Origin of the sequence: Yinghuangia soli (genome assembly GCF_021502675.1) — a bacterium.
Lineage (GTDB): Bacteria > Actinomycetota > Actinomycetes > Streptomycetales > Streptomycetaceae > Yinghuangia > Yinghuangia soli.
This window is the reverse complement of the sequence record NZ_JAKFHA010000020.1, coordinates 35,864-52,067: the sequence shown is the minus strand read 5'-3', so window position 1 is coordinate 52,067 and position 16,204 is coordinate 35,864. Positions and strand designations below refer to the sequence as shown.

Annotated in this window: 11 protein-coding genes; 5 read left to right on the top strand and 6 right to left on the bottom strand. The window is 71.2% G+C overall.

The window, feature by feature from the left end:
• The first annotated feature begins 219 nt into the window (after positions 1-219).
• The gene (locus LZ495_RS27830; RefSeq protein ID WP_235055667.1) at positions 220-1,380 is read left to right on the top strand and encodes a PQQ-binding-like beta-propeller repeat protein; all 1,161 of its coding nucleotides are present in this window, start codon (positions 220-222) and stop codon (positions 1,378-1,380) included.
• Positions 1,381-1,634: 254 nt separating this feature from the next.
• Here the strand turns inward: LZ495_RS27830 and LZ495_RS27825 are convergent, their stop codons facing one another.
• The 4 genes from LZ495_RS27825 to LZ495_RS27810 form a co-directional block, all read right to left on the bottom strand.
• A complete protein-coding gene (locus LZ495_RS27825) occupies positions 1,635-1,880 on the bottom strand; it encodes a hypothetical protein (RefSeq protein WP_235055666.1) in 246 nt (81 codons plus the stop codon).
• Between the two features lie 2 nt (positions 1,881-1,882).
• On the bottom strand, positions 1,883-2,302 hold the full coding sequence (locus LZ495_RS27820) for a hypothetical protein (RefSeq protein ID WP_235055665.1): 420 nt from the start codon (positions 2,300-2,302) through the stop codon (positions 1,883-1,885).
• Between the two features lie 107 nt (positions 2,303-2,409).
• Positions 2,410-3,900 carry a sensor histidine kinase gene (locus LZ495_RS27815; RefSeq protein ID WP_235055664.1) on the bottom strand — a complete coding sequence of 497 codons (1,491 nt, stop codon included), beginning with the start codon at positions 3,898-3,900 and terminating at the stop codon, positions 2,410-2,412.
• Positions 3,897-4,679 (bottom strand): response regulator transcription factor, encoded by a 783-nt coding sequence (locus LZ495_RS27810; RefSeq protein WP_235055663.1) that lies wholly within the window; start codon positions 4,677-4,679, stop codon positions 3,897-3,899. Before LZ495_RS27810 ends, LZ495_RS27815 begins: the two co-directional genes overlap by 4 nt.
• Before the next feature lie 217 nt (positions 4,680-4,896).
• On the opposite strand from LZ495_RS27810, the gene LZ495_RS27805 reads away from it, so the two are divergent.
• Positions 4,897-5,751 carry an SAM-dependent methyltransferase gene (locus LZ495_RS27805; RefSeq protein WP_235055662.1) on the top strand — a complete coding sequence of 285 codons (855 nt, stop codon included), beginning with the start codon at positions 4,897-4,899 and terminating at the stop codon, positions 5,749-5,751.
• A 68-nt stretch (positions 5,752-5,819) separates the two neighbouring features.
• Here the strand turns inward: LZ495_RS27805 and LZ495_RS27800 are convergent, their stop codons facing one another.
• Complete coding sequence (locus tag LZ495_RS27800; RefSeq protein ID WP_235055661.1) at positions 5,820-8,612, bottom strand: ABC transporter substrate-binding protein; 2,793 nt, start codon at positions 8,610-8,612, stop codon at positions 5,820-5,822.
• Between the two features lie 158 nt (positions 8,613-8,770).
• Positions 8,771-9,559: an alpha/beta fold hydrolase gene (locus LZ495_RS27795; protein WP_235055660.1), complete on the bottom strand. Its 789-nt coding sequence runs from the start codon at positions 9,557-9,559 to the stop codon at positions 8,771-8,773.
• A 189-nt stretch (positions 9,560-9,748) separates the two neighbouring features.
• On the opposite strand from LZ495_RS27795, the gene LZ495_RS27790 reads away from it, so the two are divergent.
• The 3 genes from LZ495_RS27790 to LZ495_RS27780 all read left to right on the top strand — a co-directional run bounded on the left by LZ495_RS27790 (position 9,749) and on the right by LZ495_RS27780 (position 16,196).
• Positions 9,749-13,207 carry a zinc metalloprotease gene (locus LZ495_RS27790; RefSeq protein ID WP_235055659.1) on the top strand — a complete coding sequence of 1,153 codons (3,459 nt, stop codon included), beginning with the start codon at positions 9,749-9,751 and terminating at the stop codon, positions 13,205-13,207.
• Between the two features lie 137 nt (positions 13,208-13,344).
• The gene (locus tag LZ495_RS27785) at positions 13,345-13,791 is read left to right on the top strand and encodes a hypothetical protein (protein WP_235055658.1); all 447 of its coding nucleotides are present in this window, start codon (positions 13,345-13,347) and stop codon (positions 13,789-13,791) included.
• A gap of 32 nt (positions 13,792-13,823) precedes the next feature.
• Positions 13,824-16,196, top strand: coding sequence for an NB-ARC domain-containing protein (locus tag LZ495_RS27780; protein ID WP_235055657.1), 2,373 nt, complete (start codon positions 13,824-13,826; stop codon positions 16,194-16,196).
• Positions 16,197-16,204 lie beyond the last annotated feature (8 nt).

The window sequence follows — 16,204 nt, the reverse complement described above, 5'->3', positions numbered from 1 at the left end:
CTCGCCGGGTGTTCCGGCGGTGGTGATGGTGCCGCGAGCGCAGGGACGGGGGCCGCTGACCGGCCTGGGCAGGCGTCCGCGCCCGGCGACGGGAAGTCCTTCCAACCGGAGTGGCCGGGGCCCGCGTTGCCCGGGCTCGCGGCGAAGCCCTCATGGTCCATACCCCGCGGGGCCGGGGTCGGCACCGGGCCGAGTACCGAACTCGACAAGGTCGAAGTCGTGGGCAACGCCGTGGTGGTGCTGCAACAGCAGAGCACCCGACAGGACGGTGGCGGTACGTACCGGGCCGCGTTCTACGACGCCGCCACCGGGCAGATGCGCGCCACCGTTGACGTGCAGGGGACGGTGGCCGTCGAGACCTGGCGTGGCCGCCCCGCGCTGGTGGCGCGCGACGCGCGTACGGTGCCCGCCTCGGGCCTGAGCGCGTCGCGCGAGGCACGTGTCGTCACGGCGTTCGACGAGGACGGCAAGCAGATCGGCACCACGGACCTCACCAAGGACGACCTCAAGTACCGCGAATCAGTGCTGGACGGCTGGGTCATCCGCAGCGGTGAGGGGCCCGACGGCAAGAACCACATGTGGGCGCGTCCCGCTGACGCGACCGCGCCAGGCAAGCTCGTGCACACATGCGACAGGCCGGGGGACGACTCCTGCACGAAGCCGGTCGCCTCATCCGGGAGCGCGTCGGCCTTCGCCGCGCAGACCCTTTTCGTCACCGACGCGACGGATCCCGGCGGGGTCAAGCAACTGCGGGCTGTGGACCCGGCCACCGGGCAGACCCGCTGGTCGACCGCCTCGGTCCAGGCGCCGGCCGGTGCTGCGACCGTCGAGCAGATCAAGGGCAAGACCCCGGGCCGTCGCGCGACGGTGGTCGGCACCGTCGGCGACAAGGTCGTCCTCGGCTGGTACGGCCACGCCGACGATGCGACCTACGTCGGCGGCCCGATCCACCTGGGCCTCTACGACGCGGCCACCGGACGCCTGCTGAGCGGCGGCCCGGCCCCCGTCACCGAGTCCGTCGACGGCGTGTCCCTCTACACCGCGCCGGGCGACCCGACGCTCTACCTGCACGCCCACGAACTGGGCTTGGCATGGGACACCAAGACGGGCGCGATCGTGTGGCAGCAGGCCAAGGGCGAGCGCGCCGCACGCGTCTTCGCCGCGGTCAACGGAGCCCTCTACGCCGGGGTCGACGTCTCGGCGTCCATGGACAAGCGCGCCCAAGTGACCGAGTCGATCGTGCTCGACGCCCGGACCAAGGCCGTCCTGGCCGAGAAGGGCCCGACCCGCGAGGCGATCCCCCAACCGGCGGCGAACGGCTACGCCACCGCACAAACCAAGGACCGGATCTGGGTCTTCGCCCCACAGCCCCTCACCTGACGCCCCGAGCCGAGGCATCGTCCCCCGGACCCGGAGGTCGCCGGAACGCGCTGCGACGAGGCGAGCCGCATCTTCGTCGACCGCTGAGCGACCCGTGGGAGTTCGGCCGCGTCGGGCCGCACCACCTCGTGGCAGCGGACGCGGTCGTCCTCCGCGACCGGCCGCCGCCATCATTCGCTGGGACGCGATGTCGTCGTGCTGACCTCCTGCCCCGGAAGCCGACCACCTGACAGTCGGCATCACCGGGTGACCGGTCAGCCGTCCCCGTCGCCCGCTGCGGCGTCGGAGTCGGCGCGGTCGGCGGCGGACTCGACCGCTGCCATGATGCTCGCGATGTCGGTCGGCACCGCTGTCGCGTCCGCCGCCGACCCGGTCGGCGGCAGCGCCGGGTCGGCGTCCTTGTCGGCGTTGCACGCGGTCGTCAGCGACAGGACCGCCGCCACCGCGAAGAGCGCGATTGTGCCGCGTCGGCGGCGTGCCGCATCCCCTGCGACGCGCATGCCTATTCCTTGCCGCTCGGCTTGGTCTTGGCCGGCGGCTGGGTCGCGCACCAGGTTTTGACCGCGGCGAGGTCGGCCTTCGACTTGGTGAGGATCGGCTGCAGGGCCTGGCGCGCGGTCAGCCGGTCCTGCAGGTACGTCGCGACCTCGGCGTGCCCGGCGGCCTTCTGGCGGTCGAAGCGCATCTGCATGCGGGCGATCGAGCCGGGGGTGTCCTGGCCGCCGTTCAGCCGGGCGAGCGCCTTGTCGAGGCGTGCGTCGAGCGCCCCGACGCGGTTGCAGATCCTCGGGGTGCCGGCCGCATCGCCGCCGCCCGGGGCGCCCGCGCCGCCGGACCCGCCGGCGGAGGCCGGGGCCGCGGCGAGGACCGCCGCGGACGCGACGAGTGTGCCGATGACCAGCCCGCGTGGGAGACGTGCCATATCCGGATTCCTTCCGTCGGCGGACGCGTACCGGAACTGGAGTACGCGCGCCGCAGTGGTCGTCGTGGCGGGTCCGCATACAGCTCGCCGATCCGCCGCGCCGCACGCTAGTGGCGGTTCTTGTGGAATCCCTGTGGCCCGGGGCCGGTTCCGGCGAGCCAGTCGCCGCGGTCGGCGGCCGGCTCGCCGGGCGGATCGGCGGGCAGCCACACCTCGGCGCGCAGTCCGCGTCCGGCCGCGCCCGGAACGTCCCCGAGGACGACCGTTCCGCCGTGCCGCGCGGCCTGCTGGGCGACCAGGGTCAGGCCGAGTCCGGAGCCGGGGCTGTCCGCGCCCCGCCGGAAGCGTTCGAAGACGGCCGCGCGCTGGTCGGCGGGGATGCCGGGGCCGTCGTCGTCGACCGTGACGCGGACGCCGGCGGCGCGACCGGACCCAGGCGCGGAGGACGCCTCGACCGCCACCCGGACCCGGGTATGACCGCCGCCGTGCACCAAGGCGTTGCCGATGAGGTTCTCGACGACCATCCGGATGCCGGCCTCCCAGCCGTGCACGGTCGCGGGTGCGTCGCCGACCACCTCGACCGCCGCAGCGGGGTGCCGGCTCCGGGCAGCGGCCGCGGCTTCGTGGGCGAGGGCCGGGACGTCGACCGGACCGAACGCCTCCGGGCCGATCAGATCGCCTTGCGCAAGCGCTCCGAGATCGCGCAACAGGCCCAGGATCCTGTCGTGTTCGGCACCGAGGTCGGCGAGGATGCCGGCCCGGTCGGCGGCGTCGAGGTCGCCGTGCCGTGCCAGGACGTCGAGGTTGGTGCGCATGCTCGTCAGCGGCGTGCGCAACTCGTGCGCGGCGACCGCCGCGAAGGAGCGCGCGGTGTCGAGGGCCCCGGCGGTGCGGGCAGCCTGTTCGTCGTACCGGCCGAGCACCGTGCGCAGCGTTTGGCCTAGTTCGTCGACGTCGCCCACGCCGGTCGGTACGTACACCTCCCGCGTGCCGTCCTTGCCGGGGTCGAACCCGGCCGCGCGGCGGCGCAGCAGCCGCAGCGACTTGGTGGCGCGCTCGGCGACGACGAATCCGGCGAGGCCCGAAACGGGGACGGCCAGCAGCGCGACGAAGAACACCCGGCGCCGCAAGTCCTTCTCGCGGCTCCGGACCTGGTCTTGCGACGTGAACACCCACAGGGTTCCGGCAGCGGGCGGGCTGCCGACCGCGACCGGCACCGACACCGCGCGCCAGCTGTGCGCTCCGTAGCCGATCGTGACCGGCTTGCGCGCGGCGCGCGGCAGCGGGACGTCCGGCCCCGGCTGGGGCCCGGCCTGGTACGGGGCGGCCCCGGGAATGACGAGCCGTACGCCGTCGTCCAGCGCGGCCAGGAACAACTGGGCGGCGCGACTGTTCTCCGCCTTGTCGTTGTTGCGGGCGGCCGCGCGCAGCACGTCGTGCGCCTGCGGAGCGAGCGCCTGCGCCCGGGCGCGCAGTTGGGCGTCGCGCTGGGCGCGCTGGTCCTTGACGACGAGGTGGAAGACCGCGGTTCCGGCGGCGAGCACGAGCAGCGGGACGAGGAGCAGTGTGGCGAGGGTGATGCGGGTGGACAGCCTCATCGGGGCCCGGCGCCGTCCTCGCGGAGGACGAAGCCGACACCGCGCACCGTGTGGAGCATGCGCGCGCTGCCGTCGGCCTCGATCTTGCGGCGCAGGTAGCTGACGAACGTGTCGACGACGTCGGAGCGGACCTCGAAGTCGTAGCCCCAGACGCGGTCCAGGATCTGATCGCGGGTCAGCACCCGGGCGCGATTGCGCACCAGGAACTCGAGGAGCTCGAACTCGCGCCGGGTAAGCATGAGTTCCGTGCCGTTCAGGGTGGCGGTGCGGCCTGCGGGGTTGACCACGAGGGGCCCGCAGCGCAGCCGGTCGGCGAGGTCGCCGTCCGGGTCCGCGGCGGCCGGCGCGGCGGGCCGGCGGCGCAGCAGCGCGCGCAGGCGCAGCTCCAACTCCTCGAACGCGAACGGCTTGACCAGATAGTCGTCGGCGCCGGCCTGCAGCCCGGCGACCCGGTCGGCGACCTCGTCGAGCGCGGACAGGACGAGGATAGGCAGGTCGTGGCCGCCGTCGCGGAGTTTGCGGCACACGTTGGTGCCGCTGAGGTCGGGCAGGCACACATCGAGCACGACGATGTCGGGCGGGCGCAGGCCGCTGCCGGGATCGGCGGTGACGGCCGCGAGGGCCTCGCATCCGTCGGCGGCGAGCCGGACGTCGAAGCCGGCGAGCCGCAGGCCGCGGCCGAGCGCGCGGCGTATCGCGGGGTCGTCGTCGACCACCAGGACTTCATACCTCGGAGCCGCACCTGCACCTGTGGCCGAACCGAACTCCGCCTCTGCCATCACGCCCCGCCTTCCGCCCGCCCCCGACACCGACCCACCCGCCGCGGATCCACCCCGCCGCCGCACCATCGCTACCACGCCGGACGCGTGCGCGGCGTACGGATCCGCGATCCGGCGGCCGCTCATGCGGGCGACGGCGGAGCCGCTGCGCGCGCGGCCGGGGCGAGTCGGTATCGTCGGCGACCACAGGGTCGCCGTGCCGGAGGGGGTGGTCGAGATGTCCGACGACACCACCCCGTGGCGTTTGCCGCGGGGGAACGAGATCGAAACCCAGCGCCCACACGGGATAGACACCAAGGTCGCGCATCCCGCGCGCATGTACGACTACTACCTGGGCGGCAAGAACAACTTCGCCGCCGACCGCGCAGCTGCCGACCGGATCCTGGACGCCGCCCCGGAGGCGCGCCTCGTGGTCCGCGAGGGCCGCGCATTCCTGCGCCGCGCCGTGCGTTTCGCCGCCGAGCAGGGGATGACCCAGTTCCTCGACATCGGCACCGGCCTCCCCACCGAAGGCAGCGTCCACGAGGTGGTCCAGGCGGTGCGGCCCGAAACGCGGGTGGCGTACGTCGACAACGACCCGGTCGTCCTGGCCCACGCCCGCGCGTTGATGCCCGGTGACCCGCGGGGCCGCGTCACATACACCCAGGCCGATGCGCGCGAGCCCGACAAGGTGCTCGGCGCCGCCGACGTGTGCGAGGTCATCGACTTCGACAAGCCGGTCGCCGTCGTCCTGGCCATGCTCCTGCACTTCATCCAGGACGAGGAAGACCCGGCCGGCATCGTCGCGCGCCTGCGCGAGGCGATGGCCCCGGGAAGCCTGCTGATCCTCAGTCATGTGACGTACCGGTCGGAGGAGTTGAAGCAGCTCGCCGAAGACGTGTACCAGCGGACCAGCTCTCCGGTCGTCCCCCGCACCCGCGAGGAGATCACCGGTCTCCTCGACGGCTTCGACCTCGTGGACCCGGGCCTGGTCCGGATCCCGCTGTGGCGCCCCGACCCGGACGCCCCGCTGCTCGACGGACAGGAACTCGACGACATCGTCGTCTTCGGGGCAGTAGGAGTCCGCGCCTAGGACACGCACCGGACGTAACGGAGTCCCCGAGGTGACGAGTGTCCGCCCGGTCGGCAGCGGTGCTGCGGTCAGGCCAGGCTCACGAGCTCGAGGCGGATGTGCCCCTGGGCGTCGACGGCGACGTTGGTGACCTTGGTGGACCAGGCGTTCGTCGCCTGGGAGAAGAACAGCGGGATGTACGGCATGTCCTTGAGGACGATGTCGTCCGCAACCTGGTAGGCCTTGACGGCGTCGTCACCGCGAGCGCGGTCGGCCGTGTTCATGGCCGCCTCGAAGCTCGGGCTCGCGTAGCCGCTGTAGTTCGCGCCGGTCTCCATGGCGGACTGGCGGAAGAGCGGACCCAGGTAGTTCTCGATACTCGGGTAGTCCAGCGTCCACCCCGTGCGGAACGCGCCGTTGTACTGCTTGGTGAGGACGGCCTGGAGCAGGTTGCTGTAGTTGTCGAACGGCTTCGGGGTCGCCTCGATGCCCAGGTTGGCCTTGAGCATGGCGGCCACGGCCTCGATCCACTCCTTGTGGGCGCCGTCGGTGTTGTAGGCGAGTTCGAGCTTGTTGCCGGGCAGGCCGCCCGCCTGGTCGAACAAGGCCTTCGCCTTTGCCGCATCGAATGCGCACGCTTCGCAGGCGCCCTTGCGGTAGCCGGGGACGGTCGGGCTGACAAAGTCGTCGGCCGGGATCCGGGTGCCGGGGAAGACGATGCCGGCGAGCGCCTTGCGGTCGATCGCCATCGAGATCGCCTTGCGCAGGTCCGGGTTGGCGAGGGCGGGGTTCTGCGCGATCGGGAGGCCGAGGTACGAGATGCCGGCCTCGGGCTTCGTGCTGGTGCGGCCCCGGAAGTCCGCGGCGACCGAGGGCATCGCCGTGGCCGGCACCTGGTCCATGATGTCGACCGTGCCGGCCCGCAGAGAGACGTACGCGGTCTCGGCCGAGGTGTGGATCCGGAACGTCACGGCATCGAGCCTGGCCTTGTGCGCCGGGTCGCCGTAGCCGTCGAAGCGCTTCACCTTGATCTGGGTGTTGTGCTCCCACCGCCCGTCCATCTGGAACGGCCCGTTGCCGATGGGGGCTTCGGCGAAGGCCTTCGGGTCGGTGAAGAAGGCCTTCGGCAGCGGGTAGAAGGCGTTGTTGCCGAGCATGGTGTCGAACTGCGCGTACGGGGTCGTGAGGGTGACCGTGAACGTCGCGTCGTCGATGACCTTGAGGCCCTTGAGCTTGTCCGAGGCGGGGGCCTTGCCCGGGCCCGGGGAGAGTTCCGCAGACCCCTCGATCCAGGCGAAGGACGCCATCATCTTCTGGTCGTTGGCCTGATTGGCGCCGTAGTTCCACGCATCGACGAACGAGCCTGCGGTGACCGGCTCGCCGTTGTGGAACTTCCAGCCCGGCTTGAGCTTGACCGTCCACTCTTTGTTGTCCCGGGTGGTGACCGACTCGGCCACCCGCGGGACTGTCTTGCCGGTGTCGGTCTCGTAGTCGACCAGGCCGGCGAAGAGGGCGTTCAGGACCTCGGATCCCTCGCTGTCGTAGACGTTCGTGGGGACGAGGCTCGGCGGCTCGCGCAGCGCGACCGCGATGGAGCCGCCGGTCCGGAAGCTCTCGCCCGGCTTGTCCCCGACCGGGGTGACCGGATCGGACGGACCCGCCGACGGGTCGTCGTCTCCGCCGCCCCCGTTGATGAGCGCCGCAGTGAGGCCGCCGGCCACCAGGACCATGGCGGTGCCGGCCGCGACCCATGTGGTCCGAAGGCGCCCGCGCTTGCCCTCCGGCACCGGTGGCGGGAAGCCCGGCTGCTGCCACCCGGGCATCGGCGCGGCAGGCGGGCGGTCGGGGCCGGGCATGGTCGGCAGCGCGGACGGCGGGAAGGCGGGCGCGCCCGGGGGAGGGGCGGGGATGCCGGGCGGCGGCGTGGCCGGTACGGCAGGTGCAGGCGGTATGCCGGTGGTGGCGGAAACGTGCGGCGCATAGGTCGGCCGGGCCGGCACCGACCCGCCTCCGGACGCCGGGGGCAGGGCAGCGGCCCCCGCCGCCGGGCTGCCGGCCGCTGAAGCACCGAGCGTGCGCAGCCGGTGCGCGACTTCGTCGGCCGATGCGGGGCGGTCCTCGGGGGCCTTGGCCAGCATCCGCAGCACAAGGTCGTCGAGTGCCTCGGGGACGCCGGGGCGGTGTTCGCCCGGCCGGTCCGGCACGCGCGTCAGATGCGCGTTCATCATCGCGACCGGGCCGCTGGCTTCGAACGGAACCTTGCCGGTCAGGAGTTCGTGCAGGACACAGCCCAGCGAGTACAGGTCGGACCGGGTGTCTCCCGGGTGCTCGTCGAAGCGCTCGGGCGGCATATAGGCCAGGGTGCCCATGACCTTGCTCGACTGGTTCGTGTGCTCCATGAACCGGGCGATCCCGAAGTCGAGGATCTTGATCTGCCCCTCGGACGTGAGCAGCAGGTTCGCCGGCTTCAGGTCGCGGTGCACGATCCCCGCACCGTGCGCCCGGGCCAGCGCCGCGGCGGCCTGGGCGGCCCAGTCGACGGCGACCTCGACCGGCGGTGCCCCGCTCGCCCGCAGCAGCGCCGCCAGGTCGCGGCCGTCGAGGAACTCCATGACGAGGAACAGCGACCCGTCGGTCTCGTCCTGCCCCAGGTCGAAGACCGTCACCACGCCGGGGTGGTGCAGCGCGCCCGCGGTCCGCGCCTCGCGGAAGAACAGCGCCGAACCCGAGCTGTCGCCGGGCTCGTTCGGGAGGATCTTCACCGCCACCCGGCGTTCGATCATCCGGTCGCGGCCTTCCCAGACCTCCCCCATCCCGCCCCGGCCGACGAACCGCACCAGTTCGTAGCGCCCCGCCAACACCCGCACGCCATCAACCCCCATGCCGCCGCACCCGGCGCCGCGCCGCTCCCGATTCCATGAACACTCCGGCTGTAGCCAACCATCGCAGGCCACGCCATGACCACATCACACGCGCCCGCGGTGCCGTCGGGCGGGGGCGGTGCGCTGCCGACCGCGGCGTACGCAACGCCTTGGCCCGGTCAGGTGTGGGCGCGGCAGAAGGTGCGGAGGGTGTGGTTGAAGCCGTCCGGTGCTTCGAGGTTGCTGACGTGGCCGACGCCGGGGAGCACCGCGAGTTCGGTGTGCGGGATCGCGTCCTGGAAGGCGTACGCGACGCTCAGCGGTGAGCGTACGTCGAGCTCGCCCCAGAGGAGCAGGGTCGGGACCGTGACGGAGGGCAAGAGGTCGCGCTGGTCGGCCTCGGCCATGAGGGACAGCTCCGTCGCCAGGGTCTCCGGCCGTACCTCGGCGGCCATCGCGTCGAGCAGGGGAACGAAACCGGCGGGAGGACCGCCGGCGAACAATCCGGGGAACGTCGGATCGAACTGGTCACGGGGCACCGCGAGCATCCGCTGGGCGCCCTCGACGCGGGCCGCCACCTCTTCGGGAGGCAGTGAGCCCTTCCAGCCGGCGTATGTGTCGGCCAGGATCAGCGTCCGCACCAGCTCCGGGTGGTGGCGGTACAGCTCCAGGGCGACTGTGCCGCCCCACGACAGCCCGCCGACGTGGGCCGGGCCGAGGTGCTGCGCCTCGATCACGGCGGCGAGGCAGTGCGCGAAGTCCGCCAGGGTGAAGTCGGGCGGCAGATCGGAGGACCGTCCCGCGCCTGGTTCGTCCCAGGCAACGACGGTGAACTCGCCTTCCAGGCCGTCGAGTTGAGGCTGCCACATGCGGCCGTCCACGCCCGCTCCGTGTACGAGGACCAAGGGCGGGCCCTGGCCGAGGCGTACGTAGGCGACGTCAAGCCCGCCGACCTGCACATTGGCCATGTCTCCAGGCTAGGTGCGGAGGCGGGGCGTGTCGCGGTGGCGGCGGCTCGGGGACGCACGTACTGCGGCTGTGACCTGCGCTTTCGTGGGATTCGCCGTGTCGATCATCTGTTTGGGTGCACGATGGGAGGCGTTGGGGGAGACGCCTGCGGGGGTGCTCTGGGTCGGGGCGGGGGGAGCGGAGTCGCCATGGGGTTACCGCGTTCGGGTCGCGTGGTGTGCGGGGCGGTCGTACGGTTCGCGCTGGTGCTCAGTCTCGTGGCCGGGGCCCTGGTGGCGCTGGCGTCCACGACGGCCCAGGCGGAGGAGCGCGTCGTCTGCAAGCTGAGCTTCACGCTGACCACCGGTGAGTGGGGGCTGCGGAACGACTCCATCGAGAGCGTGTCGTTCGGCGGCGCCAACGGGGATCCGGTGGACGTGATCTTCGAGGACGCCGACGGCGACGGTACGGCCGACGCGGACGGCGGAAGCACCGAGCGCAGCGGAGGCACCAACGACACCCCGCACACCACATTCCACTGGAACGCCCGCCTGGAGCGGTGCGTGTCGAACGCGGAACTGTCGTACGGCTTCCGGTTCAAGCACCGCTCGCCCGCCGATGACTGCTGCGCGGACAACTGGGACCTCAAGGCGCTGCGCATCGTCGATCCCGACAGCGGCCAGGTGTACTTCGACCAGACGGCCGACACCGGCTACCTGCACCGGTTCCGCAAGAACTTCGACAACCTGTGGGACGGCACGCCGCGCGGGCTCGGCAACACCTTCGTCGATCCCACGCAGATCTGCCGACTCGCCATTACGGTCAGCACCGGCGAGTGGGGGCTGCGCAACGACTCCAAAGAGGAGATCCGGTTCGGCGGACAGCCGGTCATCTTCGAGGACGTCGACTCCGACGGCATCCACGAACCGGTGACGTACCTGGACTCCGACGGGGACTGGATCCCCGACCGTCCGGACGGCACCCGCTACCACTCGGGCGGAACCTGGGACGACGACTTCGCCACCTTCACCTGGAACGCCTCTCTGTCGCCCTGCGTTCCCCAGGCCGCGCTGTTCCGGGGCTTCGAGATCCGGCACATCAGCGAAGCGCCCGACATCGGGGCCGACAACTGGGATCTGCAGGGGCTGCGCATCACCGATCGGGACACCGGCCAGGTCTACCTGGACCGACCGGTCTACGACGGACCGATCCACCGGTTCTTCAAGAACGCCGACCAGACGTGGAGCTCCGTCGAAGGCCCCCTGCCGCTCCCCGAACCCGCCCTCGACACCGACGGCGACGGCCTGACCGACCGCGTGGAACTATTCGGGATCCCGCACGACGGGGAACTCGACACCTGGCTGCCCGCCTTCGGCTCCGATCCCTGCCGTCGCACCGTGGCCGTGGAGATCGACTGGCTGAACGCGACCTCGGGCTCGGACCGGCCCCGCCGGGGTGCGCTGGACGAAGCGCGCCACATGTTCACCACCGCCCCCACGCAGCCTGCCGCTTCCTGCCCCTACGGGTGGACCGCCAAGAGCGGCGTCCAGCTCCTGATCGACGTGTCGCAGGCGGTGCAGGTCAGCCCGGCACAACGGGCGACAGCGCTGCAGCCATCGCAGCCCGGGTCGATGTTCGCGCAGATCCGGAGCACGAACTTCGCGCCGTGGCGGGAGGGTTCCTTCTTCTACAGCCTCTGGGGGGACAACCACAACGGGACGAGCAGCAGCGGCGCTTGCTGCTGGGGCCCCAAGCAGAACGACTTCGTGGTGACCCTCGGCAGCTGGGGGAGCCATACGGAACGGGAAGAGTCCGCCACCTTCGTCCATGAACTGGGCCACGCGCTGGGCCTGCACCACGGCGGCGGCGACCACGCGAACTTCAAGCCGAACTACCTGTCGGTGATGAACTACCGGTACCAGGCCGCCGGCATCCCGGACTTCAGTGCGTGGACGGCCGCCTTGGGCCGGATGCCGGCCGGCACCGATTTCAACCTGGCGACGAGTCGTCAGCTCCTGGAGTCGGTGAGCCACCTGGACTACTCCCGCGCCGAGCTCCCCACGTTGGTCGCGAACGCCCTCGACGAACGGGCCGGCATCGGCATCGGCGCCGGCCTCGACTCGGTGGCAGTCTGGCCCGACGCCACCCGCACTTTGCGTGTCGGCGATGCGACAGGGCCGTTGGACTGGGACGGCAATGGGACCATCACCGCCCCTGCCGGGACGGCAACCGTCCATCTGCTCAGTGCCTGGGAAGTCTGCGTGAAGGCCGCCGACATTGCCGGACAGCCGCCCGGGCAGCTCCAGACGTCGCCGGTCGCCGGAGACGATCTGCTGGGCAAGACGATCATCGCCGGCTTCGACGGCATCTGCTCCACCCCGGCGACGGGCAACGACGTCCCCGTAGTCCCGCAGGGAACCAACTACCGTACGGCGTACGGCTATCAAAACGGCCTCATGGGGCACGACGACTGGCGCAGCCTGTTGTTCCGCATCGGCGACACTCCCGAGGCGCGTGTCCCGCTGCCCGATCCTCCGCACCCGGGGATCAGCAAGCCGGAGAGCGACCGCCAAGTCCTCGAGATGCTCGATGCGCTGCGCGGTGCCACCGCACCGGCTTCGCCGCCGCCGCGCTGGGGTTTCGCGTACGCCGACCAGGCGACCGCGCCCATCGGGACCGAGACGGTGGCGGACACCAGGTTCCAATGGACCACCGGCCGCCGCGACCCCGCCACCGCCCAGCGGCGTGCCACGGTCACCCGCACCGGCACCGGCACGTACCTGGTCCGGCTCCCCGATGTGGCGTCCGACGCCGGCACCGCGCACGTCACCGCGACCCGCACGGTCTACCGGGGGCGGTCCTGCCGCGTCGCCGATCTCCGACCGGACGGCCCCGACCAACTGGTCCAGGTTGCCTGCCACGACCAGAACGGGGCGCCGATCGACTGGTGGTTCATGGTGTTCTTCGCCGCCCCGACGACCGGCGGCACGCCCTACGCCACCCTCCGCTACGACGCACCGAACGGCAGCAGCGGACTCGAACCGGCGGTCAACAGCGGTACGTTCAACTCGGCCGGACGCACCAACAGCGTCCAGCGGCTGGCCCCCGGCCGCTACCTCGTGACCTTGCAGGGCGCGGCCTTCGCCGCGGCCAACGGGTACACCCAGCTCACCCCGTACGGGAGCGGCCCGCCCGCGCATTGCGAAGCGGAGAACACCCGTTCGCTGGACACCGCGCTGGAGATCACCGTGGGCTGCTACCGGCTCCAATCCGGCGCCACCGCCGAACCGGCGGACAGTCAATGGCTGCTCAGCTACACCCAGGCCAACGGCCTCCACCACGAGGCCGGTACGCCCGCCGCGTACACCGCCCTCACCGGGAACCCCGGTGCACCGGCCGTGGACGCCGCCCGGTCGTTCAGCACGGGAGGCCTCCCCACCATCACCCACCCGGCCACCGGCCACTACCGGCTCACCTACCCCGACCTGGCCAAACCCCTGCTCGACACGGCCCAGGTGCAGGCCCGTACCCCGGGGAGCTACTGCCACCTCGGCACCGTGAACTCGTACAGCGCCGCACCGGCTGTCAGCGTCGACGTCTACTGCCACAACGCGGCGGGGACCCCTGCCGACGCGTTGTTCAGCGCGGCGTATGTGAGGGCGCCGTGATGTAGCGGCAGTGGCAGTGGCGGTGGCAGTGGCAGTGGCAGTGGCTGTGATGCGGGTGCGACCGGTGGAGCCGATGTGCGGGCGGCGCCGAGGTGCCGGTCGTAAAATGCCTGGTACCACAGGGCTTTGGGGGGCGCGTGCTGGACCAGGCGATGATCGCATTGGCGTCGGCGGGTGGGGCTGCCGTGGTGCAGGCCGCCGGGACGGACGCGTGGCAGGGGTTCCGCGACCGGGTGGCCCGGCTGTTCGGGCGCGGTCGTCCGGCGGACGTGCAGGTGACCGCGCAACGTCTGGACCGTACTGCCGCCGAACTTGCGGCTGCGGACCCGGGCACGTTGGTCGTGGTTCGCGGCCGGGCTGCGGCGTCTTGGCAGACCCGCTTCGAGGACTTGATCGAGGGTCTCGATGCTTCGGAACGGCAGCTGCTGGCATCGGAGTTGCGGCGAATCTTCGAAGCTGCGCAGCGGAGTATCTCCATCGCCGGGGACGTACGCGTCGAAGCCGATCGCGGCTCCGCTGCGGCGGTGGTGATGGGTGATGTGTCTATCACAAACCCTACCCGGCCGGACGCGGCACAGGCCTGACCGCGTCCGGCGAAACCCCGGCCCCGGCGGCCGTGGCCGGCAGCGGTCTGGTCGCGCAGTACGGATCCGTCGCGGTCGGGCAGGCGAACCACGTCAACCATGTGACGCACTACGGGGGTTCGTACACGCCGCCGACGTTCCCGGCCGAGGTGGGCGTCATTCCGAGGAAGCCCCGGCAGTTCATCGAGACCGAGTCGCTCACCCGACTCGCCGTTGCGACGTACGGGTTCGACAAGCACGAGACGCCGTACGTTGCCCTGGTCGGTGGCCTTGGTACCGGAAAGACATGTCTCGCCGCCCACTTCGCTCGGCAATTCGCCGAGTCCCAGGACCTTGTGGTCTGGATCTCGGCAGCGACGCGCGAGGCGGTCCTGGACGCGTACGCGGACGCTTGCCGGTACGTCGTCAGGCCCGCGCCGACGGATCGGGACCGTGCCGCGGAGCGCTTTCTGAACTGGGCGGAATCCACGAAGCACAGCTGGGTCGTCGTGCTCGACGGTGTCCGGGAACCTGGCGATGTGCGCGGGTTGTTGCCGCCGCGCCGCGCCGGCGGGCTGACCATGGTGACGACCCGGCGGCGCGATGTCCCGTCTCCGGGGCCGACGTGGCGTCAGGTCGAGGTCGGCGCGTTCACGAAGGACGAGCGCATCGACTTTCTGTCGGCCGTGGCCGAGGAACACGACCTTGCATCACCAGGCTCTGTGAATTGGACACTCGACGATCTCGGCAGCGTGCCGATGTTGGTGGAACGTGTTGCGAGCTGCGCTGTCGAAAAAGGTCGTTGGCCGGACGTGTCGCGCAACTCCGAGCCTGTCCAGGACGTATGCGCGAGGGTGTGGACGCCTGCCGTACACGAAGAGTTGACGACTGCGGTAAACGCCGCATTGCCCGACGACCGCGCTGCTCGGGTCATGGCGAAACTGCTGGGCATGATGCCGCTGGACCCGTTCCCGGTCGCGGTATTCACCAGCGACGCGGTGCGACGACACCTCGGTGGCGCCGATCCGGAGGAGGCATTGTCGCTCCTGCGGACGTACTCGTTGCTGGACGGGACGGACGGTGCCGCGATCTGGCCCGCACCGCCACTACTCGGCGTGGCATTCGGGCCCCGCGGCGAACCGGACGAGGCCACACGCGTGCGGGTGCTCGCCGATGGCCTGCTGGAGTCCTGGCCGCACAGTCCGGCGGACGAGGTGGTTACGGACAGCTTTACCGACAGTGCGAAGTACGTGATCGCACTCGGCTTGGCCATATTTGTGTCTCGCGACCACAGCGACGGTGACGGTGACGCCATTGACGTCCACCCACTCGTCTTCCCGCTCATCGAGACACTTGGCAACACGGGGCGCCGCTTGAATGCGGCACGGGTGGCCAGGGACTGCCTCAGCTGCTTCGAGGACGCGGACTCCGACAGGGACCGCAATTTCGTCTCCGGTCCGGACCCGCGCACGTTTCTGCGCCTGCTCCGTGAGTCTCTTCGCTGGTCGGGCGAGTCCGGAAATGTACGGGTCGAGGTTTCTGAGCTGTCGGAGTTGGTGGCGGAATCCACGACGACACTCGGCGCCGGCGACCTGGACGTCCTGATCACCCGCTCGCAACTGGCGCACGCGATGACCAAGGATCGGCGCCCCGCCGATGCGGAGCAGGAACTCGCAGTCCTCGTACCCATGCTCGAAGGACGTGTCGGTCCGTCGGGCCCTGAACGGCTGATCGCGCTCGGGCGCTTCGGAATCGCCTGTTCGAAAGCGCGCCCCGATCAGCCGCCGGCCGCACTCGAGAGTGCAGTGGCCGAGATGGCAGCCCGGCTCGGTCGGCAGCATCCTGTCACCGCCGAGTTCCGCATCGCCTTGGCACTGGAGGTGCGGGCACGGGCGGATGGCTCGGCACCGACCGACGACGAAGTCGACACGATGAGAGAGGCGACCGCGGTCCTCGGACGCCGGCACCCGCGTGTGGTCGAGGCGGAACTGCGGATTGCCGCGACAGGGGCTCATAGGCTGACGGCAGAAGCGCTCAATGGGTTTCGTCAACCTCGGCAGGTGCTTCTGGGGTACGGACACCCGGTCGGACTCATCGTCGCCGTGGCCGTTGCCCGGCTGGCGGTCGACAAGGCGGGCGACGACGCGACCGCACGCAGTGCGGCCATCGCCGAACTCGCCCGGGAAATCGTCGTGTGCGCGGGGACGGTCGGCATGGACCACCCCGACGTCCTCGACGCCCGGGCCACGCTGGCGGAGTACAGCGGCGATGCGTGGTCACGGGCGCTTGCATTGGCCACAATCCACGCTGACTGGACGCGGCGCTACGGGGCGCACCATCCTGACGCCAAGCGTGCCGACGAGGCCCGAGCCGCGGCAGTGAGAGCTGCTTGGGGCAGCACGGGATATGGGCAATCAGGCCGGTGAAGCGGCCG